Raw genomic sequence first — 17,818 nt, forward strand, 5'->3', positions numbered from 1 at the left:
TGCTTCTTATTTGACCAGCAACTCTTCGGATTGTCCGGGTCTTTCGGGTGAGCTTTGCGCGTCTTGAGGGGGGAAGGTGAGCACAGCTCTGGCCCCACCTTCAAGCCTATTTTCCAAATTTAAATCGCCACCGTGCTCTGACATGATCTTTTTCACAATGGCGAGCCCCAGCCCGGTGCCTTGATCGCGCGTGGTTACATAGGGTTCCGTCAGCCGCACCAGGTCCGTTTCGGGCAACCCCGGGCCGTTGTCTTCAACCAAGATTGAGGTACGAACACCTTTGCGCACGTTTTGCTGGGACAAGGAAACGCGAATCCAACCGTCTTGGTCCATGCCGGATTCGCTCACCGCTTCCGATGCATTTTTCAAAACATTGGTGAGAACCCGGGTGATTTGCTGGGCGTCGCACGAAACCGTGACGTCTTGGGCGGGTAGGTCCGTCTCAATGGACAAGCCTTCGACCCGGTTGCGTTCCAAAAACACGGTTTGACGACACAGCTCCGACAGGTTTTCCGGGCGCAGAACGGCCTGAGGCATGCGGGCAAACGATGAAAATTCGTCGACCATGCGGCGCAAATCGTCCACTTGGCGCACGATGGTGTCGGTGCAGGTCGTGAACGTGTCCGGATCTTCATGAATTTGTTTGAGATATTTGCGTTTCAAGCGCTCCGCAGCCAACTGGATTGGGGTTAGCGGGTTCTTGATTTCGTGGGCAATGCGGCGCGCCATGCCGGCCCAGGCGGCCTTGCGTTGAGCCGATTGCAGTTCAGTCATATCGTCGAAGGTGGCGACAAAGCCGATCACGTCGCCTTCCAGCAATTCAGCCGCCATGGTCAAGTTCAACACCCGGTCGGGCTGGCCTTCGCGCGAAATGATAATTTCATCGTGCTGGGCATGGTTGGGGCTTTTCTTGACGGCAGACAGGGCGTTCTCCATTTCCGGAATGATATCGGCCAAGTCTTGTCCGCAGGCGGCTTGAAGGTCTGTGTCCAGCAATTGGCTAGCGCTGCGGTTGGGCAAATCGATGCGCCCGTCCCCATCCAACCCGATGACGCCTGCACTGACACCTGACAGAACGGTTTCGGTAAACCGACGCCGCTCATCCAGGGTTCGGTTCATTTGCATCAGGCCCTGTTGTTGCTGTTCCAATCGGCTGGTCATGGCGTTGAAGGCGCTGGTGAGCGATCCCAATTCACCGATGGTGTCGTCAACTTCTACACGTTTGGATAAATTGCCGCTCGAGATCTGCGCAGACGCCGCAATCAAGCGCGAGATCGGACGCACCATTTGGTTGGCCAAAGCCATACCGATCCAAACGGCGGCGAACAACAACAACAAAGACACCATAGCGAAGATTGCAACAAAGGTGATTTGGATTTTGCCGCCGCTTTCTTCCATGCGCAAATAGGTCTGGGCGGCTTGGCGCACACGGTCCATGTTGGTCAGCACCTGAGCGTCAATGAAACGCCCCACCATCAAATAGGCACTGGAATAGGCTTCCAGGCGCATCAGGGCGCGCACCTGGTCGGCATCGGTGGCGGTCAAAACCACCAACTCGCCCCGGTTCGCCCGGTCAATGGCGTTGGGGGGAATGCGCCCGACACCGATGGTCGGCAGTTCCGTTTCACCCCGCGCCAAAACATCGCCGAAACGACTGATGACAGACGCTTCGGTCAAATTGTGTTCCTTGGCGTAGTTGGATAACGCCAAATTCAACAGGTTCGGGTTGGCGCTGAGTAGCGCCTGATCGCGGTTCAAATCCGCCGCCATAGACATAACATCTGCACCAATGCTTTGGATATGTTCTTCAAAATAGGCAGAAGCGACGGCTTGTGATGCATCCACTGCGGTTTTCACCCGATCAGAAAACCATGAATTGAAGCCAAAATTCAAAAACAAGGCGGCAAAGACCGTGACCAAGATAGCAGGCGTCACCGCCAGGGCCGAAAACATAACGACCAAGCGCATATGAAGCGCCGAGCCCGCCATCCCTTGGCGGCGCTGCGCCCACATGCGTGTGATGCGCAAAACGATGACCAAAGCCAAAAGCAACAAGATCACCAAATCGGCGATTAAAAAGGCTTCAAGTTTTGCAGGGTCCGGCGTGCCTGTACCTGTCGACGTCCCGGTCATCAAACCAAAGGTCGCGGTGCCCAGTACAATGGCGCTCGCCGCCAACACAAACGCCACGCGGCGGCTCATCAAGACGCGCGAAAACATCCCCCGGGGTCTCAGTCGGGGCTTGTTAACTACGTTTGGCTGTTGGACAGCTTCTGTCATGCCAGACCTTTCGCCAGCTGACCTTAAAGGGGCCTATTTACCGCCGCCACGAATGACGGGAATCTCCAGCTCACGAATTTTCTTGCGCAACGTGTTGCGATTCAAGCCCAAAACATCAGCCGCCTTGACTTGGTTGCCACGCGTGGCATCCAAGGTGAGCTGCAACAAAGGACGTTCGATTTCGTGCAAAATCCGCTCATAGAGGCCCGGAGACGGCAATCCGTCACCGTGGGCGGAAAAGTAGGTCTTCAAATGGCGTTCGACCGATTGAGACAAACCGCCGCTATCGCTTTCGGGCACACTTGGCGGGGCTTCAGCCAACTCGACCTCGATGGTCTCTAGGCTGATTTCCTCTTCCACACTGAGCGCGGCCAGGCGTTTGACCATGTTTTCCAGCTCGCGCACGTTGCCGGGCCAGCTGTGGCGTTTGAGGCGGTCCATGGCTTCGGGCGACACGGTTTTCCACGGAAGCCCCTCACCTGCCGCCACGGACAGGAAGTGACGGATCAATTCAGGAACGTCTTCATTGCGCTCGCGCAGCGCAGGCAAGCGCACAGGGGCAACGTTCAAGCGGAAGTACAAGTCTTCACGGAACGCCCCTTGACGGATCAATTGTTTCAGATCGCGGTGCGTGGCGGCGATGATGCGCACGTTGGTCTTGATCGGCGTACGCCCGCCAACGGTGGTGTACTCGCCTTCTTGCAGAACACGCAAAAGCCGGGTTTGAGCTTCGGGCGGCATGTCGCCGATCTCATCTAAAAACAGTGTACCGCCTTGGGCTTGCTCAAACCGCCCCATGGAGCGGTTGGTTGCCCCCGTAAACGCGCCCTTTTCGTGGCCGAACAGTTCCGATTCAATCAGATCGCGTGGAATTGCAGCCATATTGACAGCCACAAACGGTTTGTTGCGCCGCGCGCCGAAATCATGAAGCGCGCGGGCCACCAGTTCTTTACCGGTGCCGGACTCGCCGGTGATGATGACGCTCAAATCCGTTTGCATCAGACGCGCAATGGAGCGGTAAATCGATTGCATCGCGCCCGAACGTCCGATCAAAGGCAGTTCTTCGTCTTCTTCAGCTTGCGCGGTTGAATGTTTGGCGGTCTTGCTAATTTCAAGCCCTCTCCGAACAACAGCCAGCACCTCATTGATATCAAAAGGTTTTGGCAAGTATTCAAAAGCCCCACGCTCGGTGGCTTTTACGGCGGTCAAAATGGTGGTCTGGGCGCTCATGACGATGATGCGCAAGCTTGGGCGGATCTTCAAAATGCGCGGCACCAAGTCCAAACCGTTTTCGTCTGGCATGACGACGTCGGTGATCACGATGTCACCCTCACCGTCCGAGACCCAGTTCCACAGGGTTGAGGCATTGGACGTGGTTTTGACGACGTAACCGGCGCGCGTCAGCGCCTGATCCAAAACGGTGCGGATCGAAGCGTCGTCGTCAGCAATCAAAACGGTCGAGCCTGCGGTCATATCAATCCCTTATTCTTCATAAGCGCTGTCTGGAGACCCGTCTAAGTCTTCCGGCGGCAGAGGTTCTTTGGACATGGGTAGCAAGATACGGAACTCGGTGCGTCCCGGACGGCTGGAGAAGTCAATCACCCCCCCATTGTCGCCGACGATTTTCGACACCAACGCAAGGCCCAGGCCTGAACCTTTGGGCTTGGTGGTGACAAATGGGTCAAACAGGTGGTTTTGCATGTCCAGCGCAATCCCGGGGCCATTGTCCATGATGGTGACAGACAGAGGCAAATGCACGCGGCTTTGGGTGCCGGGCATAGCAAAACGCACACCGTGTTGATACGCCGTTTTCATATAGACCAGGCCTTCTTCAACGGACACGGCCTCGCACGCATTTTTGATCAGGTTCAAAAACACCTGGATCAACTGATCCCGATTACCCGAAACCGGGGGCAAGGACGGGTCGTAGTCGGCAACGAACCTGACATGCTTACCAAAGCCGTTTTCCGCAATGCGGCGCACGCGGTCCAGGACTTGGTGAATGTTGACCGGTCCGGTTTTGATCGGTGCGGATTCAGAGAAAATCTCCATGCGCTCGACCAAATCTTTGATGCGATCCGATTCATCTTGGATCAAGCGGGTAAGCTCTTGATCAGCCTCGCTCGCCCCCGTTTCCAACAGTTGAGCCGCCCCGCGAATGCCAGACAGGGGGTTTTTGACCTCATGGGCCATCATGGCCGACATGGCCGCAATGGAGCGCGTGGCGTCGCGATGGGTCAAACGATGATCGATCTGATCGGCGATTGAGCGTTCTTGAAACGACAGCACCACCGTTCCCGGCAGCTCCACCATCGGTGCGGCCTGCACATTGACCAAGCGCTGGCCCGTGCGCGGTGTGTCGAGAACCACGCCGTGTTCCGTAATGGCGCAGCGTCCGCCGCGCACCTGCGAAATCAGCTCAAACACAGGGCTGTCTTGGGGCAACAGGGTTTTGATGTCTGCATTGGCCAAACTGGTGCGCGATTGCGCGAACAGCTGCTCAGCCGCTGCATTTGCGTACATCAAGGTATCATCGGTGCTGACCAGCACAACGGCAGAGCCCAAAGCGTTCAAAATGGCCGATGGCTCAAAGCAAGCGGCCGCGTTCCGTCCGGTGAGCTTATTGAAATTGAACATGCTGCCTGCCATCAGGCCGCCCTTTCAGGGGCGACACCCTGTTCAATCAGAGGTTCAAAGAAGACCCGGATCATGTCTTTGACCTTTTCGGCCTCGTCACAGGTGAAGACCGTCGCACGGAATTCGGCAGAATTCGGCAAGCCTTTGGAGTACCACCCCAAATGTTTGCGCATGTTGCGCATGCCCAGCTCTTTGCCGTAATGCTCCAACATGGCTTCGTAGTGGCGCAAAATGATGTCCATTTGCTGTTCAAGACTTGGGTCCGCCAAGCGCTCTCCGGTTTCGATGAAGTGCTCGACCTGATGGGGGAACCAAGGCCGCCCGTAGGTGCCGCGCCCGATCATCACACCGTCTGCACCGGAACGTTCTAGCTTTTCTTTCACATCGTCCAAACTGTTGATGTCGCCGTTGCCCGTCACCGGAATGCTCACAGCGTCTTTGACCTCGCCAATGAAATCCCAGTCGGCGGAACCTTTATACATCTGCATGCGCGTGCGGCCATGGACCACCAGGGACTGGATGCCACATTCTTCAGCAATACGCGCCAAATTCGGCGCATTGCGGTTGTCGATGTCCCACCCCGTGCGCATTTTCAGCGTGACTGGCAAATCGACGGCTTTCACAGCCGCCTCCATGATGCGTCCGGCCAGCAGTTCGTCCTTCATCAGGGCTGAGCCTGAATAGTGGTTCACCACCTTTTTCGCGGGGCACCCCATGTTGAGGTCGATAATCGCCGCGCCGCGGTCTTGGTTGAGCTTCGCAGCTTCGGATACATCTTCGGGATTGGTGCCCGCCAGCTGCACCGACATGGGGTATTCGTCTGCACAGCCCGTCGACATACGCAGGGTTTTCTTGTTGGCGTAAATCATCGCTTTGGATGCAATCATTTCCGAAACCACAAGGCCCACCCCGAACGATTTCACCAATCGGCGGTACGGCATGTCTGTCACACCGGCCATGGGGGCCAGCATGACATTGCTGTTTAATTCAACGGAACCAATGCGGTAGCTCATGAAGAGCCCTCTTGCCCGGGGACGAAGTGCCCATTTATTGTGCAAAACGAGTAAAATTGCAAGCCGCACGATGACGGCTGTGCAATATTTTTGATCAAAGACGGAATGAAGAGCTCTACGCGTTAGCCCAACAAGACGCTGGTGACGACTTTGACGCCCAAATAACCCAGCGTTAACAACAAATAGGCCAGCAAGACAACGCGGGCTGCTTTGCGCCCCCGCATGCCGGTTTTGTGATGGGCATAGAGTAACGCGCCAATGACACCAAAGGCGAGGATGCTCAGCACCGTTTTGTGGTCAAACGACAGCAACGCTCCTGTTGTGTGGTAGGAGGTCGCCATACCTGTGGCCAAGCCCAATCCCAAAATCGCTTCGCCCCAGCCCAGCAGGCGCACGGTGATAAACTCGCAATCCGTGACGGACGGCAATTTGTGGGTGAGCTTGGTCGGGCGTTTGTTTTTTAAGGCACGCTCTTGCAAAAACGCGGCAAGCGCGGCAACGGCGGAAATGGTCACCAAGCCATAGGTGACCACCGACACACCGATGTGCAGCAAAACCCAACCGTCCAGGGTCTGCGGTGCCATCCCGGCGTCTTGAGGCCAGTGCACACCAAAGATGCCCATAAAGATCATGTAAGGCGCCATCAACGGCGTGAGGCGCCAAGCCTGGGAAATGGACCAAGACACCATGGCGAACAAAGCAAAGGTTATAGCAACCGTCGTCCACAGGGTCGTTCCCAGCCCGACGTGCCATGTCCCGGCGTTGAGCGCCAAAGCCCAAACGCCTGTTCCCATCACGCCCAAAACAATGGCCGCCCAATGGGCCCGGTCATTGGTGGCTTCTTTGCGCAAAACCACCAAGGCCGCAGGCAGCAGCGATAAGAGCGCGATAAAACTGTACATGATGTGTATGGACATGGGCGCATTGTTTGCCAGAGCCCACTGATATGCAAGCGAAATGGTTGGGAAAACAGCTTTCAAGTGTTAGCTTGTCCGCCGCATTTGAACCTTTGGGAAACCTGGGAATGACAAAAACGGTGGCATTGGTGGTGGCTGCGGGGCGCGGACGGCGCTTTGGCGGCACAAACCCGAAGCAATACGCGCCTTTGGGTGACAGTGTTGTGCTGCGTCACACCGTAAGCGCACTCTTAAAGCTGGACACGGTCGACGCGGTTCGCTGCGTCATTCATCCCGACGACCAAGACCTCTACGCAACGACAACAGAGGGCCTCGCCCTTCTCCCCCCTGTCTTTGGAGGGGAAACCCGTCAAGACTCGGTCCGCCTGGGGCTGCAAAGCCTGGAGGGTGAAGGCATTGACTTTGTTCTCATCCACGACGCCGCACGCCCGTTTGTTGACGAAACCCTGGTACTAGGGGTGCTGGATGCGCTCAATACCCATCCCGGCGCCATTCCGGCTTTACCTGTGACCGACACCCTCAAACGGGGACAAGACGGTGTTATCACGGACACCACAGCGCGCGACGGGCTTTATCGCGCACAAACGCCTCAAGGCTTTCATTATGGCGACATTCTCAAAGCCCATCGGGAATTTCAGGGCCAAGAACTCACAGACGACGCCCAGCTCTTCGAAAAATCCGGGCTCACTGTCGCCCTCAGCCCCGGGGCCGAACACAACTTCAAAATCACAACGCCCGAGGACATGATGCGTGCCGAACGCCAACTCAGCCAATCCGTCGAATACCGCACAGCCTCAGGATACGATGTGCACCGCTTTGAAGACGGCGACTTCGTGACGCTGTGCGGCGTTAAAATTCCCCACACACAACGTCTCAGCGGCCATTCCGACGCCGACGTGGCTTTGCATGCCCTGACGGATGCGTTGTTGGGCTGCATCGGTGCGGGCGACATCGGCCAGCACTTCCCGCCCTCTGACCCGCAGTGGAAAGGTGCCGCGTCGGATCAATTTGCACAGCATGCCGTGAAACTCATTGCCGAACGCGGCGGCCAAATCGTCAATGTGGACGTCACGATCTTGTGTGAAGCGCCGAAAATCGGTCCCAACCGAGCCGCCATGGTGACGAATATGGCTAAAATTCTCGGTATTTCCGAAGATCGCGTGTCTGTGAAGGCAACCACCACCGAAGGCCTTGGTTTTACCGGACGGCGCGAAGGCATAGCCGCTCAAGCCCAAGCCACCATTCGTCTTATGAATTAGAACTCGTCTAAACTGATTATTGAATTTGACGTGATTACCCTCCATTTTTATGAGAGAATCAAAGTTGTGAAGACATGGTTCTCGGGTGTAGGGAAATGGGGTAAGCATGTCGTCCTTAAGTTTAGAAAACGTCGATATTCTTGTCATCGACCCGGACCGGTCGGTGCGCACGACCTTTCGCAATATTTTGACCGATAATGGGTGTCGCTACATCACCGTCGGCTCCTCCATGGAAGACATCGAGATTAAGTTCCGTCTGGGTATGCCGGATCTGTTGATCGCTGACATCAACATGGCGGACGATGCAAATTTGTACGCTTTCGTCCATGGTCTGCGCCATCATATCGTCGGGTCCAACCCGTTCATGTCGATTATCGCCACAGCCTGGTCGCCCACCACGGAAGAGGTCCGCAACATCATTCAGGCCGGAGCGGACGACTTGATCATCAAACCCATGTCGGCCAATCTGGTCATTCAGAGGATCAAAAACCAAATCAATGCGCGCAAACCCTTTGTCGTAACCAGCGCTTACATTGGCCCGGACAGGCGCAAACCCGGCCCCGACCACGACCGAGGGCAACACATTGACCCCATTGAAGTCCCCAACACGCTGCGGGCCAAAGCCTTAAGTGAGAACTCCGTTGACATCCAAATGGTTCAGTCCCAAATCGACAGCTGCATTCAGAAAGTGAATTTGGAAAAACTCGATCGTCATGCCTACCAAGTCACCTGGCTGGTGGACCGGCTCATACCCTCACTGAAATCGAACGAAAGCAAACCCAGCACAAAGCACCAACTGAACCGATTGCTTTATGTCGTCGAAGACATTTCCCGGCGCATGGTCGGCACCGAGTTCGAGCACGTTGGAACCTTGTGCCGGTCTTTGCGCGACGTGACACAACGCATCATCGGCACACAAGGCCAAGTTTCAGACAAGGACATAGAGCTGATGGCCCCGCTGGCCCAGTCCATCCAACGCGGCTTTGACAAGTCCGATGAAGAAGCGCAACGCGCCGCCAAAGAAATTTCAAACACGGTGGCGGGTCAAAACTGATTTAGCGCTCGGTTTCGCTCACCAGCCAATCCAAATACGCGCCGTTTCCATTTTGAATGTCAAAGCTGACAACGCATGGGCAGTCGTAGCTATGCAGTTCCTTGACGCGTGTCGTAAGTGGGTCCACCAGCTCCGCACGGGTCTTGAGGATCAACACCGCTTCGGTGTCTTCTTGAACGGTGCCGTCCCACCAATACAGAGACGTCATCGGCTCCAAGACATTGGCGCACGCGGCGAGACGCTCTTGGACGATGGCTTTGCCGATTTCCAAGGCCTGGGCCTTATGGCGCACGGTGACATAAACCAATTGTAACGGAACGTTCGGTGTGGGCATGGATTTTTCCTCAAATGCCTGTATTGAGCCAAAGGCTTAAGCATCGTATCATGTCACAACACGCGGATCATCCCAGCAGGAGAACCCGGCATGCCCACGGCAGGTCAAACATCAAGCGAGAACAGCGAAAAAGCGAAACCGGCAGGCGGCGCCGCGACCCATCCCAGCGATGCGCAATATGCATGGTTAAGCCGCGGTCTGAAGCAACCGGGTGGTAAACTGCCTCTGTTCGACGAATTGGGGCAGCAAGTCTCTGAGCGCACGGTGCGCAGCTGCATCGACAAAGGCTGGGCCGAACCGTGGTTTTCCAACCCGCTAAAACCGGACTGGATCGTCTGCAAGCTGACCGAGCAAGGCCGCGCCGTCATCCAACAATAATCCCCTTCCCGCGCATAAAAACACCCCGCAGACCCATTTATCTGAGATCTGCAGGGCAGGTCTTGAGTGGAATTATATCCGCCCGCTCCTGGTTCGGTGGTGATGTGGGGGGAAGGAGGAGTTGAACCAAAAGCGAGCGGCTTGTCTTAAACGTGGGGGTAAAACGCCCAAACCCCAATCACCATTTCTTGATCGCAACGTTTTATCTGCATTGGCAGTTGCTTCATTGCCTTTGCACAACAAAACGCCCCCCAAACGGAGGCCGCTTCATGTGTTTTCCGTAATTTCAGAGCCTTAAGAGCCGCTGGACTCTTCAACCGCGACGTAGCCTTGCTCAATAGCGTAGCGTAAAGCGTCAAATGCGGCGCGGGATTCTTCATAAGCTTCGCGATGCATGCGCAGCTGTTTCACTTCACTTTCGTCCAAAGGCTCCCCTTTATCCGTGTCAGACGCGCGAAAAGCGGCTTCCAGATACCGCGCCCGGGTGCGCGCAATGGTGACGGCAAACGTCAAAACCGAATCACGTGTGACTACGGGGATGCGCTTGTCGATGATTTCGCGGTTGGCGATGCGAATGCCTTGTTCGATATCGTTCAAGAACCGTTTTTGGTTCATCAATTTGCGATAATCGTCTGTATGTTCGTCTTGCATGGGGTTTTCCGATCGTCATAAGCACCAACAGTGGTCCGCTACTCTACGAGGAAGTGATGAATAAAATCATAACACCCCTTTTATATGTAATACAAATACTACTTTCTTATAATTTTTTGCTCGTGTGTGACGATTATCACAGCAATCAGAAGAGGAATCGTGCATATTTATATATGTGAAGCGGATCACATGATCTGCTTCCATCCCTCAAGAGCACAAACTTAGGCCGACTATCTTTTGATAGTCGGCCTCCTTTTTTGAGGAAACGCAGACACAAAAAAAGGGGCTGAGCCAAAGGCTCAACCCCTTTCTTTGGTCGGAGCGATAGGATTCGAACCTACGACCCCTTCACCCCCAGTGAAGTGCGCTACCAGGCTGCGCTACGCTCCGACAAAAACTGGTGAGGCTCCCAAGAACTGGAAGCGGCGCGAATATACGCGCGCTGCCCCGCCAAAGCAACGGCTCAAATTCAAGAAATGTATTTTTTCAACCCGTCGCGAATGTCTTCCAATTCGCCGACCAAAGCCAATACGTCTTCCATCGGTAATTCAGCCAATTGTTCAGTGGGTTCCGGGGCTGATACAGGTGCTGGCGATACGGGTTCTTCAGGTTCGGGTGTACTGGGTTCGGGCAGGTTGTTGAAGCCTGCGTTCAACAGCTTTTGCACACCTTTAATGGTGTAGCCATCTTGGTGCAGCAAACCCTTGATGCGTTCCAACAGTGACACATCTTCGGGGCGGTAATAGCGCCGACCGCCGCCGCGTTTCATGGGCGAGATTTGGTGAAACTTGGTTTCCCAAAAGCGCAGCACGTGTTGCGGCAGGTCGAGCTCTTCGGCGACCTCGGAAATGGTGCGAAAAGCTTGATCCGACTTGCCCTCACGGGTGCGGTTCTCTGAACGATCCGTCATGAAATTCAGGCTCTATGCCGAATTAAACGTTGGGTGCGCGCTTGGAATTGATGCGGGCTTTCATGACTTGAGACGGGCGGAACACCAAGACCTTGCGTGGAAGAATGGGAACTTCCTCACCGGTTTTGGGATTGCGGCCGATGCGCTGGCCCTTCTGGCGCACGGAAAAGCTGCCAAACGATGAAATCTTCACGGTTTCACCGGATGCCAAGGCATCCGACATCATGCCCAGAACGGATTCCAACAGTTCCGCAGATTCATTGCGGGACAAGCCAACTTCTTGATATACCGCTTCGCTCAATTGTGCGCGGGTAATGGTACGGTCCGACATTCACCAGCCCCTTTCTTGCTCTCTGATCAAAAAAGAGTATCCCGGCTGACAAAATCCGTCAATATCAAAGGGATGCAAGATTCTCAAGAATCTGGTCCTAAAGCGATAAATGGTGCAGTGCACACCCGCTCGACCATGGATTTTTATCGATTTTTGAGGAAAAAACCTACCAACGCACCAAAGCCGCGCCCCCAAAGAAAGCGGCCCGCGTTACCAACGCACCAAGGCCGCGCCCCCAAAGAAAGCGGCCCGCGTTACCAACGCACCAAGGCTGCGCCCCAAGTGAGGCCGCCGCCCATGGCTTCCATCAGCACCAAATCCCCCGATTTGATGCGTCCGTCACGCACAGCTTCGTCCAGAGCCAGCGGCACCGAAGCGGCCGAGGTATTGGCGTGGCGGTCCACCGTAACCACGACTTGGTCGGCGGAAAGGCCCAGTTTGCGGGCTGTGCCGTCCAAAATGCGTTTATTTGCTTGGTGCGGAACCAGCCAGTCAATGTCCGATTGCTCAAAACCGTTGGCTGCGAGCGCTTCACCGACCACAGCCGCCAAATTGGTGACCGCATGGCGGAACACTTCGCGGCCCAGCATGCGCACATGGCCGACTTGTTGGTTGGTGCCCGGTCCGCCGTCGACATAGAGCAGATCGCGCAATTTGCCGTCGGAATGCAGGTGCGTGGACAAAATGCCCACATCAGCGCCCTCTTCCACTTCTGTGGCCTGAAGCACAACGGCGCCTGCGCCGTCGCCAAACAGAACGCAGGTGGTGCGGTCTTCCCAGTCCAAAATGCGCGAAAAGACTTCGGCGCCGATGACCAAGACCGTCTTGGCTTGTCCGGCGCGCACAAAATTATCTGCCACCGATAAGGCATAAACAAAGCCCGAGCACACCGCCTGAACGTCAAACGCGGCACCATGGTCCATGCCCAACATGGCCTGAACCTTGGTCGCGGTGGACGGGAACGTGTTGTCGGGGGTGGTGGTAGCCACAACAATCAAATCGACATCCGCGCCTGTGAGGCCTGCGGCGTCCAGGGCGTTTTCAGCGGCCTGGAAAGCCAAAGCAGACGTGCTTTCGCCTTCACGCGCGATGTGGCGTTGTTTGATACCAGTGCGTTCGACAATCCAATCGTCGGTGGTGTCGACCTTTTTGGTCAGTTCTTCATTGGTCATGACTTGGGCAGGCAAATGAGAGCCTGTGCCCACGATACGTGAACGAAATGCCATCAGCTTTCCACGGGTTCGAGGGGAATCGTGTGGTGTTCGGAACTGAAGCGAGCATAGTCCTCTTTGATGCCTTCGTTCAACTGATCTGTGATCAGTTCGTGCGCCACCTTCACGGCGTTGCAAAAACCGTAGGCATCCGTACCGCCGTGGCTTTTGACACAAATACCACCAAGGCCTAGGAACATTGCACCGTTGTAGCGGCGCGGATCGAATCGCGTGCGGAAGCTATCAATCGCCGGTTTGGCAATCAAAGCGCCGATTTTTCCGGGAATGGAGTCCATCAGCTCTTGTTTTAAGGCACTGGCAAACAGCTTGGCTGTGCCTTCGATGGTTTTCAAAGCCACATTGCCTGTAAAGCCATCTGTGACGATGACATCCACCGTGCCGGCACCGATATCGTCACCTTCGACGAAGCCGTAAAAATCGATGGGCAACTGGGTCTCGGACAAGATTGTACCGGCTTGTTTGACCGAATCGTTGCCTTTGAGAACCTCTGTCCCGACGTTCAAAATGCCGATGGACGGCTTTTTGATGTGCAGAACATTACGCGCAAACACTTCGCCCATGACGGCGAATTGCACCAGGTTTTCAGCGTCACACTGAATGTTCGCGCCCAAATCCAACATCACGCTTTCGCCCTTCATGGTGGGCAGCAGCGATGCAATGGCTGGGCGGTCAATGCCGGGCAAGGTTTTGAGGACGAATTTCGCCATCGCCATGAGCGCACCGGTATTGCCGGCGGACACCACGCCGTCGGCTTCGCCGTCGCTGACCGCATTGATGGCCAAGCGCATAGACGACTTACGCCCGGACCGCAAAGCGATGCCGGGCTTTTCTTCGTTGCTGACCGTATCGTCGGTGTGACGCACTTCGCACGTTTCTGCCAGTTCGGGGTACTGGCTCAACAGCGGCGTCAGTTTCTCAGCGCGGCCATAAATGATGAACCTGGTGCCGGGCAAATCCCGTAGGGCCAAATCCAACCCTGCCACCACCATGTCGGGGGCGTTATCGCCGCCCATGGCGTCGATCGATAGGGTAATGGATTGCGGCACGCGCTAAGTCCTTCAGCCGAGCTGTGATATCTGTACGTAACTTATGCCGCGTCTTCGGCAGAAATCACTTCGCGATCATTATACTGACCGCAAGCTTCACACACATGGTGCGGGCGTTTCAGTTCACCACATGACGGGCACTCTTCATAGGAAGAACCTTTCAGAGCGTCGTGCGCACGGCGCATGTTGCGCTTCGATGTGGTGACCTTGTTCTTAGGAACAGCCATCTTTTTATTCCTTTATTTCAACAGCATCTTGCCAGGGCGTCCCGATTTGGAAGCCCTCACAGACAAGAGGGGGTGATACTTAACCAAAAAAAGCCCCTGGGGCAAGGCTTTCCCTGCCCTTATTCAGACTTTTCTGATGCGTCTTTCAGCTTCGACAAAACCGCAAACGGGTTCTTCTTCTCTTCGACGGGCTCATCATCGCCCGAAACACCAGCAGAGAAGCCGTCGAAGGTAGCGCCTTTTACGCGGGGAAAGGGGTCGATTTCAAGTGCCAATTGCTGAATAACCGCCTCTCCGATGTCGATTGTGCCGTCCACAATGGGCTCGGAGGGTTCTAATTCGAGGGCGTGTTCAGCCTCTTCTTCTTCTTCCGCACCAAAATACTCTTCGGCGGTTTCAGAGTAAGTAATTGAAAATTCTTCAGAAACATCGCTTTCGACCGGTTCCAGCGTCACCCCGCAGGTCTGTGTCAGATGCGCGGTATATCGGCCCTCCACCACCACGTCGTTGTTGGGTAACAATTTTAAAGAAAGTTCAGCGTTTAAGCTGTCCAGCCGATCAATTTGAAGGCGCGCGGCCAAAGCTTCAAATTCTTGTCCGCGCGGCTTGATGTTTTGGTTGTAGTCCTGAAGGCCCAGTTTCGCCACCTGTACAGGGCGGGAGAATTCAGATTTTCCGTCCCTTCCCTCACCCGTCATTGGTCTGTTCCCGTCTGAAAGGTGAAACGTCCGGCCAAAATATCCTCATCGCTGGCGCCGTCCAGTTCCAAAGAATAGTCGATGGCGCGCCGGGCCAACTTATCTGCCCCAGACGTGTCTTCTGTGTCGCGATAGACATTGCGCAGCACGGCGTCTTTCATTTCCTGGAACCGTTGCTGTTCGTCCATCGGCGCCAAAGCATCTGCGTAGCCCTTCACCCGGCCCAAATGCTGGCTCGCCATGGGCTTGATCTTGGACCGCATGCCCTCGTCCGAAACCCCGCTTTCGCGCAAGTTGGAATCGATGTCCATAAACATCACGTCGAATAATTCTTGGGCCAGATCGTTGATGCGCACCGCATTTTGGCGACCGGCCAGACCGATGCGCCGGTTCAACAGCGACACCACCAAAGACAACATGTCAAACCGCCCCTCCAAGGTGTCGGGCACACCCATTTCGGTGAAATGGTCTAAGCGGCGCGCCGCTTTGATGGATTCAGTATACAGAGCGACAGCAGCCGGATCGGGCTTTATGAAACCGAGCTTTTTGAGAAGAGCGATAAACATCAGTCAGCTTTCTTAGAAGTAAATTATGCGTGCATTGACACGGACGCCGTCCGGTGCGATTTTCTGAGCACAACAATTCTGGCCAGAATGTAGGGCAATGACACACACAAGAAAAGCCCCCTCCGCATCGCGGAAACACAAAACAGCCGAAAGGCTTTGCAATAACGAGCCCCATTGGCGCGCGCTCGTTGCTGCGACCTTCGTCGTGGGCGTCTTGTCTGCATGCTCCCCCAGAGTTGATCTGCGCGGAAATGCAATCCACTTGGAAGATGTTGCCGCCATTGAAGTCGGTGTGCACACCAAAGATCACGTTTTGAACAAGTTGGGATCGCCGTCCAACCGCTCGACCTTCGGACAAGACACTTGGTATTACATGTCCGAACGCACGGAAACCACTGCCTTTTTTGCGCCTGAGCTCAAAGAACGCCAAATCATCGTGGTCAAATTCAATGACCACGGCGTTGTCGAAGACTTAGACCTGTTGGGTAAAGACATCGCCGAAAACGTTGTCCCCGCTGAACGCAAAACGCCAACGGCAGGCAATAGCATGAATATTTTCGAACAAATGATGTCCAACCTGGGCCGCTTCAACAAAAATTAGTGCCTAACCATCCTGAAAGACTGGGTCAAAGAAACCTCGCTTTACGGTGTTCGCGACCGACTGGGAACAGCCATTCATGAACCGCAAAGACCGTCGCAAGCAAAAGAAAAGCGTGCCTCAGGCCGCGCTTGACTTCCAGACGGCTCAAGCCCTCAACACCGCAAAGCAACATCACCAGTCCGGCCAGCTGCAACAGGCCGACGCGCTCTATGCGCACGCTCTCAAACAAAGCCCGAAACATGTCGAAACGCTCTATTTCTTTGCCCGCTTAAAGATGGAGATTGGGCGGCTTGAAGACGCCGAAGCGCTTTTGCACAAAGCCGTCAAGCTTGCCCCGAAAAACCCAAATTGCCACAAACTTTATGGTTCGGCCTTGCGCCAAATCAATCGCTTTCAGGATGCAAAGCGGGCTTTTGAAAAGGCGCATCGCATCGCCCCAGGCGATCACGCCTGTCAGATCGAAATTGCCGACGTTTTACACCAACTCGGCAAATACCAAGACGCGTTGGACATCTACCAGAGCGTTTCAACCCAGATCTCCGATGTGGCCCCTATTTTCACCAGTATGGGGCTTTTGAACACAGACCTGGGACAGCTTGAACAGGCCGAACACGATTACCTAAAGGCCATTGAGTTGGATGAAACCTTTGGCGAAGCTTTTCGCAACTTAAGCCTCATCCATAAATTCACCGCCGATGATCCTTTGGTCGGCAAAATGGCCTCACGTGTTGAAGACCCCAGTCTCGCCGCACCGCGCAAGGCCTCCATACTGTTTGCCTTGGCCAAAGCCTATGAAGACCTCGGTGATTTGAGGAAATCCTATAGCTATTTGAGCGAAGCCAATGCCATGCGCAAGGCTGAAGGCGGATTTGATCCTGGACGCTATCCTCAGATTTTTGAGAAAATCCAACAGCGGTTCGAAAACATCACTTTTCCCGAACCCACCGCTGCAAATCCAAAACGCCAACGCCCCATATTTATTCTCGGCATGCCGCGATCGGGCACCTCTTTGGTGGAACAAATCCTCGCCAGTCATTCCCAAGTGTATGGCGCGGGAGAACTTGAAGCCATGCGCCGCGCAAGCCTGCCCTATTTGTCGGATAACAGCCTCGACAACGCAGCCGCTGCGATCCGGCGAACTTACTTTTCGTTTCTCAAAGATTTCGATGTTCAAGAGCCCGTCATCGTCGACAAGATGCCGTCGAACTTTTTGTGGATCGGGTTCATAGCTCTCGCCTTTCCCGACGCAAAGATCGTTCATATGAAAAGAGACCCCCGCGCGGTGTGCTGGTCGGTCTTCAAATCCTACTTCGAAGAGAGCGGCCCGGCCCTCGCCTATGCCTTGGATCTGGACGACACGGTCCACTATTACAAACTCTACGAACAGCTTATGGACTTTTGGCGGCGCGTTTTGCCCGGACGGATTTATGAGCAATCCTATGAGGCACTAACCGAACGTCAAGAAGACGAAACACGTCAATTGCTGGCCCACTGTGAGCTGGACTGGGAAAACCAATGTTTGTCTTTCCACGAAAACAAACGTGTGGTCAACACGGTGAGTGCGCTGCAAGTGCGCAAAAAAATGTACCAAGGCAGCTCAGAAGCCTGGCGCAAGTTCGAGCCATTTATCGGCGATAAATTTAAAACGCTTTCACCTTAAGCCAACAAAAAAGCCCCAAAGCAA

19 protein-coding genes and 1 tRNA gene are annotated in these 17,818 nt (G+C 54.9%); 5 read left to right on the forward strand and 15 right to left on the reverse strand.

What is annotated here, in order from left to right; genetic code table 11:
• Positions 1 to 6: 6 nt before the first annotated feature.
• The 5 genes from V5T82_RS02685 to V5T82_RS02705 all read right to left on the reverse strand — a co-directional run bounded on the left by V5T82_RS02685 (position 7) and on the right by V5T82_RS02705 (position 6,847).
• Entirely contained in the window at positions 7 to 2,220 is a 2,214-nt protein-coding gene (locus V5T82_RS02685; protein WP_332894049.1) for a sensor histidine kinase NtrY-like, read from the reverse strand.
• 93 nt (positions 2,221 to 2,313) lie between these two features.
• A complete protein-coding gene (gene ntrC / locus V5T82_RS02690; RefSeq protein WP_332894050.1) occupies positions 2,314 to 3,753 on the reverse strand; it encodes a nitrogen regulation protein NR(I) in 1,440 nt (479 codons plus the stop codon).
• 9 nt (positions 3,754 to 3,762) lie between these two features.
• A complete protein-coding gene (locus tag V5T82_RS02695) occupies positions 3,763 to 4,929 on the reverse strand; it encodes a two-component system sensor histidine kinase NtrB (protein ID WP_332894051.1) in 1,167 nt (388 codons plus the stop codon).
• Complete coding sequence (gene dusB / locus V5T82_RS02700; RefSeq protein ID WP_332894052.1) at positions 4,929 to 5,930, reverse strand: tRNA dihydrouridine synthase DusB; 1,002 nt, start codon at positions 5,928 to 5,930, stop codon at positions 4,929 to 4,931. The genes V5T82_RS02695 and dusB overlap by 1 nt, the downstream gene beginning before the upstream one ends.
• A gap of 122 nt (positions 5,931 to 6,052) precedes the next feature.
• Positions 6,053 to 6,847: a cytochrome C assembly family protein gene (locus V5T82_RS02705; protein WP_332894053.1), complete on the reverse strand. Its 795-nt coding sequence runs from the start codon at positions 6,845 to 6,847 to the stop codon at positions 6,053 to 6,055.
• Between the two features lie 107 nt (positions 6,848 to 6,954).
• On the opposite strand from V5T82_RS02705, the gene V5T82_RS02710 reads away from it, so the two are divergent.
• Together V5T82_RS02710 and V5T82_RS02715 are read left to right on the forward strand one after the other, a co-directional pair.
• The gene (locus tag V5T82_RS02710) at positions 6,955 to 8,106 is read left to right on the forward strand and encodes a bifunctional 2-C-methyl-D-erythritol 4-phosphate cytidylyltransferase/2-C-methyl-D-erythritol 2,4-cyclodiphosphate synthase (protein ID WP_332894054.1); all 1,152 of its coding nucleotides are present in this window, start codon (positions 6,955 to 6,957) and stop codon (positions 8,104 to 8,106) included.
• A gap of 106 nt (positions 8,107 to 8,212) precedes the next feature.
• A complete protein-coding gene (locus V5T82_RS02715) occupies positions 8,213 to 9,160 on the forward strand; it encodes a response regulator (RefSeq protein WP_332894055.1) in 948 nt (315 codons plus the stop codon).
• 1 nt (position 9,161) lies between these two features.
• On the opposite strand, the gene cutA is transcribed toward V5T82_RS02715, so the two are convergent.
• Complete coding sequence (gene cutA, locus V5T82_RS02720; protein WP_332894056.1) at positions 9,162 to 9,494, reverse strand: divalent-cation tolerance protein CutA; 333 nt, start codon at positions 9,492 to 9,494, stop codon at positions 9,162 to 9,164.
• Between the two features lie 90 nt (positions 9,495 to 9,584).
• Between cutA and V5T82_RS02725 the strand changes: the two genes are divergently transcribed.
• On the forward strand, positions 9,585 to 9,872 hold the full coding sequence (locus V5T82_RS02725; RefSeq protein WP_332894057.1) for a hypothetical protein: 288 nt from the start codon (positions 9,585 to 9,587) through the stop codon (positions 9,870 to 9,872).
• A gap of 294 nt (positions 9,873 to 10,166) precedes the next feature.
• Here the strand turns inward: V5T82_RS02725 and V5T82_RS02730 are convergent, their stop codons facing one another.
• From V5T82_RS02730 to V5T82_RS02770, 9 genes are all read right to left on the reverse strand, one after another.
• Positions 10,167 to 10,523 carry a hypothetical protein gene (locus tag V5T82_RS02730; protein ID WP_332894058.1) on the reverse strand — a complete coding sequence of 119 codons (357 nt, stop codon included), beginning with the start codon at positions 10,521 to 10,523 and terminating at the stop codon, positions 10,167 to 10,169.
• 313 nt (positions 10,524 to 10,836) lie between these two features.
• Positions 10,837 to 10,913 (reverse strand) — tRNA-Pro (locus V5T82_RS02735).
• Positions 10,914 to 10,992: 79 nt separating this feature from the next.
• Positions 10,993 to 11,433 carry a MerR family transcriptional regulator gene (locus V5T82_RS02740; protein ID WP_332894059.1) on the reverse strand — a complete coding sequence of 147 codons (441 nt, stop codon included), beginning with the start codon at positions 11,431 to 11,433 and terminating at the stop codon, positions 10,993 to 10,995.
• A 22-nt stretch (positions 11,434 to 11,455) separates the two neighbouring features.
• The gene (locus V5T82_RS02745) at positions 11,456 to 11,764 is read right to left on the reverse strand and encodes an integration host factor subunit alpha (RefSeq protein WP_332894060.1); all 309 of its coding nucleotides are present in this window, start codon (positions 11,762 to 11,764) and stop codon (positions 11,456 to 11,458) included.
• 254 nt (positions 11,765 to 12,018) lie between these two features.
• Positions 12,019 to 12,990: a beta-ketoacyl-ACP synthase III gene (locus tag V5T82_RS02750; protein ID WP_332894061.1), complete on the reverse strand. Its 972-nt coding sequence runs from the start codon at positions 12,988 to 12,990 to the stop codon at positions 12,019 to 12,021.
• Entirely contained in the window at positions 12,990 to 14,042 is a 1,053-nt protein-coding gene (plsX, locus tag V5T82_RS02755; protein ID WP_332894062.1) for a phosphate acyltransferase PlsX, read from the reverse strand. The genes V5T82_RS02750 and plsX overlap by 1 nt, the downstream gene beginning before the upstream one ends.
• Positions 14,043 to 14,083: 41 nt before the next feature.
• A complete protein-coding gene (gene rpmF, locus V5T82_RS02760) occupies positions 14,084 to 14,269 on the reverse strand; it encodes a 50S ribosomal protein L32 (RefSeq protein ID WP_332894063.1) in 186 nt (61 codons plus the stop codon).
• Positions 14,270 to 14,388: 119 nt separating this feature from the next.
• Positions 14,389 to 14,967 carry a YceD family protein gene (locus V5T82_RS02765; RefSeq protein ID WP_332894064.1) on the reverse strand — a complete coding sequence of 193 codons (579 nt, stop codon included), beginning with the start codon at positions 14,965 to 14,967 and terminating at the stop codon, positions 14,389 to 14,391.
• Positions 14,964 to 15,533: a ubiquinol-cytochrome C chaperone family protein gene (locus V5T82_RS02770; RefSeq protein WP_332894065.1), complete on the reverse strand. Its 570-nt coding sequence runs from the start codon at positions 15,531 to 15,533 to the stop codon at positions 14,964 to 14,966. Before V5T82_RS02770 ends, V5T82_RS02765 begins: the two co-directional genes overlap by 4 nt.
• Before the next feature lie 214 nt (positions 15,534 to 15,747).
• Between V5T82_RS02770 and V5T82_RS02775 the strand changes: the two genes are divergently transcribed.
• Complete coding sequence (locus V5T82_RS02775; protein ID WP_332894066.1) at positions 15,748 to 16,134, forward strand: outer membrane protein assembly factor BamE; 387 nt, start codon at positions 15,748 to 15,750, stop codon at positions 16,132 to 16,134.
• 76 nt (positions 16,135 to 16,210) lie between these two features.
• On the forward strand, positions 16,211 to 17,794 hold the full coding sequence (locus V5T82_RS02780; RefSeq protein WP_332894067.1) for a tetratricopeptide repeat-containing sulfotransferase family protein: 1,584 nt from the start codon (positions 16,211 to 16,213) through the stop codon (positions 17,792 to 17,794).
• The last annotated feature ends 24 nt before the right edge of the window (positions 17,795 to 17,818 follow it).

It is taken from the genome of Magnetovibrio sp. PR-2, from assembly GCF_036689815.1.
GTDB lineage: Bacteria > Pseudomonadota > Alphaproteobacteria > Rhodospirillales > Magnetovibrionaceae > Magnetovibrio.

Bases quoted from the DNA above. Each gene is read 5' to 3' on its own strand.
- V5T82_RS02685 (WP_332894049.1), bottom strand. From the start codon at position 2,220: ATGTTTTCGCGCGTCTTGATGAGCCGCCGCGTGGCGTTTGTGTTGGCG.
- V5T82_RS02750 (WP_332894061.1), bottom strand. From the start codon at position 12,990: ATGGCATTTCGTTCACGTATCGTGGGCACAGGCTCTCATTTGCCTGCC.
- V5T82_RS02705 (WP_332894053.1), bottom strand. From the start codon at position 6,847: ATGTCCATACACATCATGTACAGTTTTATCGCGCTCTTATCGCTGCTG.
- rpmF (WP_332894063.1), bottom strand. From the start codon at position 14,269: ATGGCTGTTCCTAAGAACAAGGTCACCACATCGAAGCGCAACATGCGC.
- V5T82_RS02695 (WP_332894051.1), bottom strand. From the start codon at position 4,929: ATGGCAGGCAGCATGTTCAATTTCAATAAGCTCACCGGACGGAACGCG.
- cutA (WP_332894056.1), bottom strand. From the start codon at position 9,494: ATGCCCACACCGAACGTTCCGTTACAATTGGTTTATGTCACCGTGCGC.
- V5T82_RS02745 (WP_332894060.1), bottom strand. From the start codon at position 11,764: ATGTCGGACCGTACCATTACCCGCGCACAATTGAGCGAAGCGGTATAT.
- V5T82_RS02725 (WP_332894057.1), top strand. From the start codon at position 9,585: ATGCCCACGGCAGGTCAAACATCAAGCGAGAACAGCGAAAAAGCGAAA.
- V5T82_RS02780 (WP_332894067.1), top strand. From the start codon at position 16,211: ATGAACCGCAAAGACCGTCGCAAGCAAAAGAAAAGCGTGCCTCAGGCC.
- dusB (WP_332894052.1), bottom strand. From the start codon at position 5,930: ATGAGCTACCGCATTGGTTCCGTTGAATTAAACAGCAATGTCATGCTG.
- V5T82_RS02765 (WP_332894064.1), bottom strand. From the start codon at position 14,967: ATGACGGGTGAGGGAAGGGACGGAAAATCTGAATTCTCCCGCCCTGTA.
- V5T82_RS02740 (WP_332894059.1), bottom strand. From the start codon at position 11,433: ATGACGGATCGTTCAGAGAACCGCACCCGTGAGGGCAAGTCGGATCAA.
- V5T82_RS02715 (WP_332894055.1), top strand. From the start codon at position 8,213: ATGTCGTCCTTAAGTTTAGAAAACGTCGATATTCTTGTCATCGACCCG.
- ntrC (WP_332894050.1), bottom strand. From the start codon at position 3,753: ATGACCGCAGGCTCGACCGTTTTGATTGCTGACGACGACGCTTCGATC.
- V5T82_RS02710 (WP_332894054.1), top strand. From the start codon at position 6,955: ATGACAAAAACGGTGGCATTGGTGGTGGCTGCGGGGCGCGGACGGCGC.
- V5T82_RS02770 (WP_332894065.1), bottom strand. From the start codon at position 15,533: ATGTTTATCGCTCTTCTCAAAAAGCTCGGTTTCATAAAGCCCGATCCG.
- V5T82_RS02730 (WP_332894058.1), bottom strand. From the start codon at position 10,523: ATGCAAGACGAACATACAGACGATTATCGCAAATTGATGAACCAAAAA.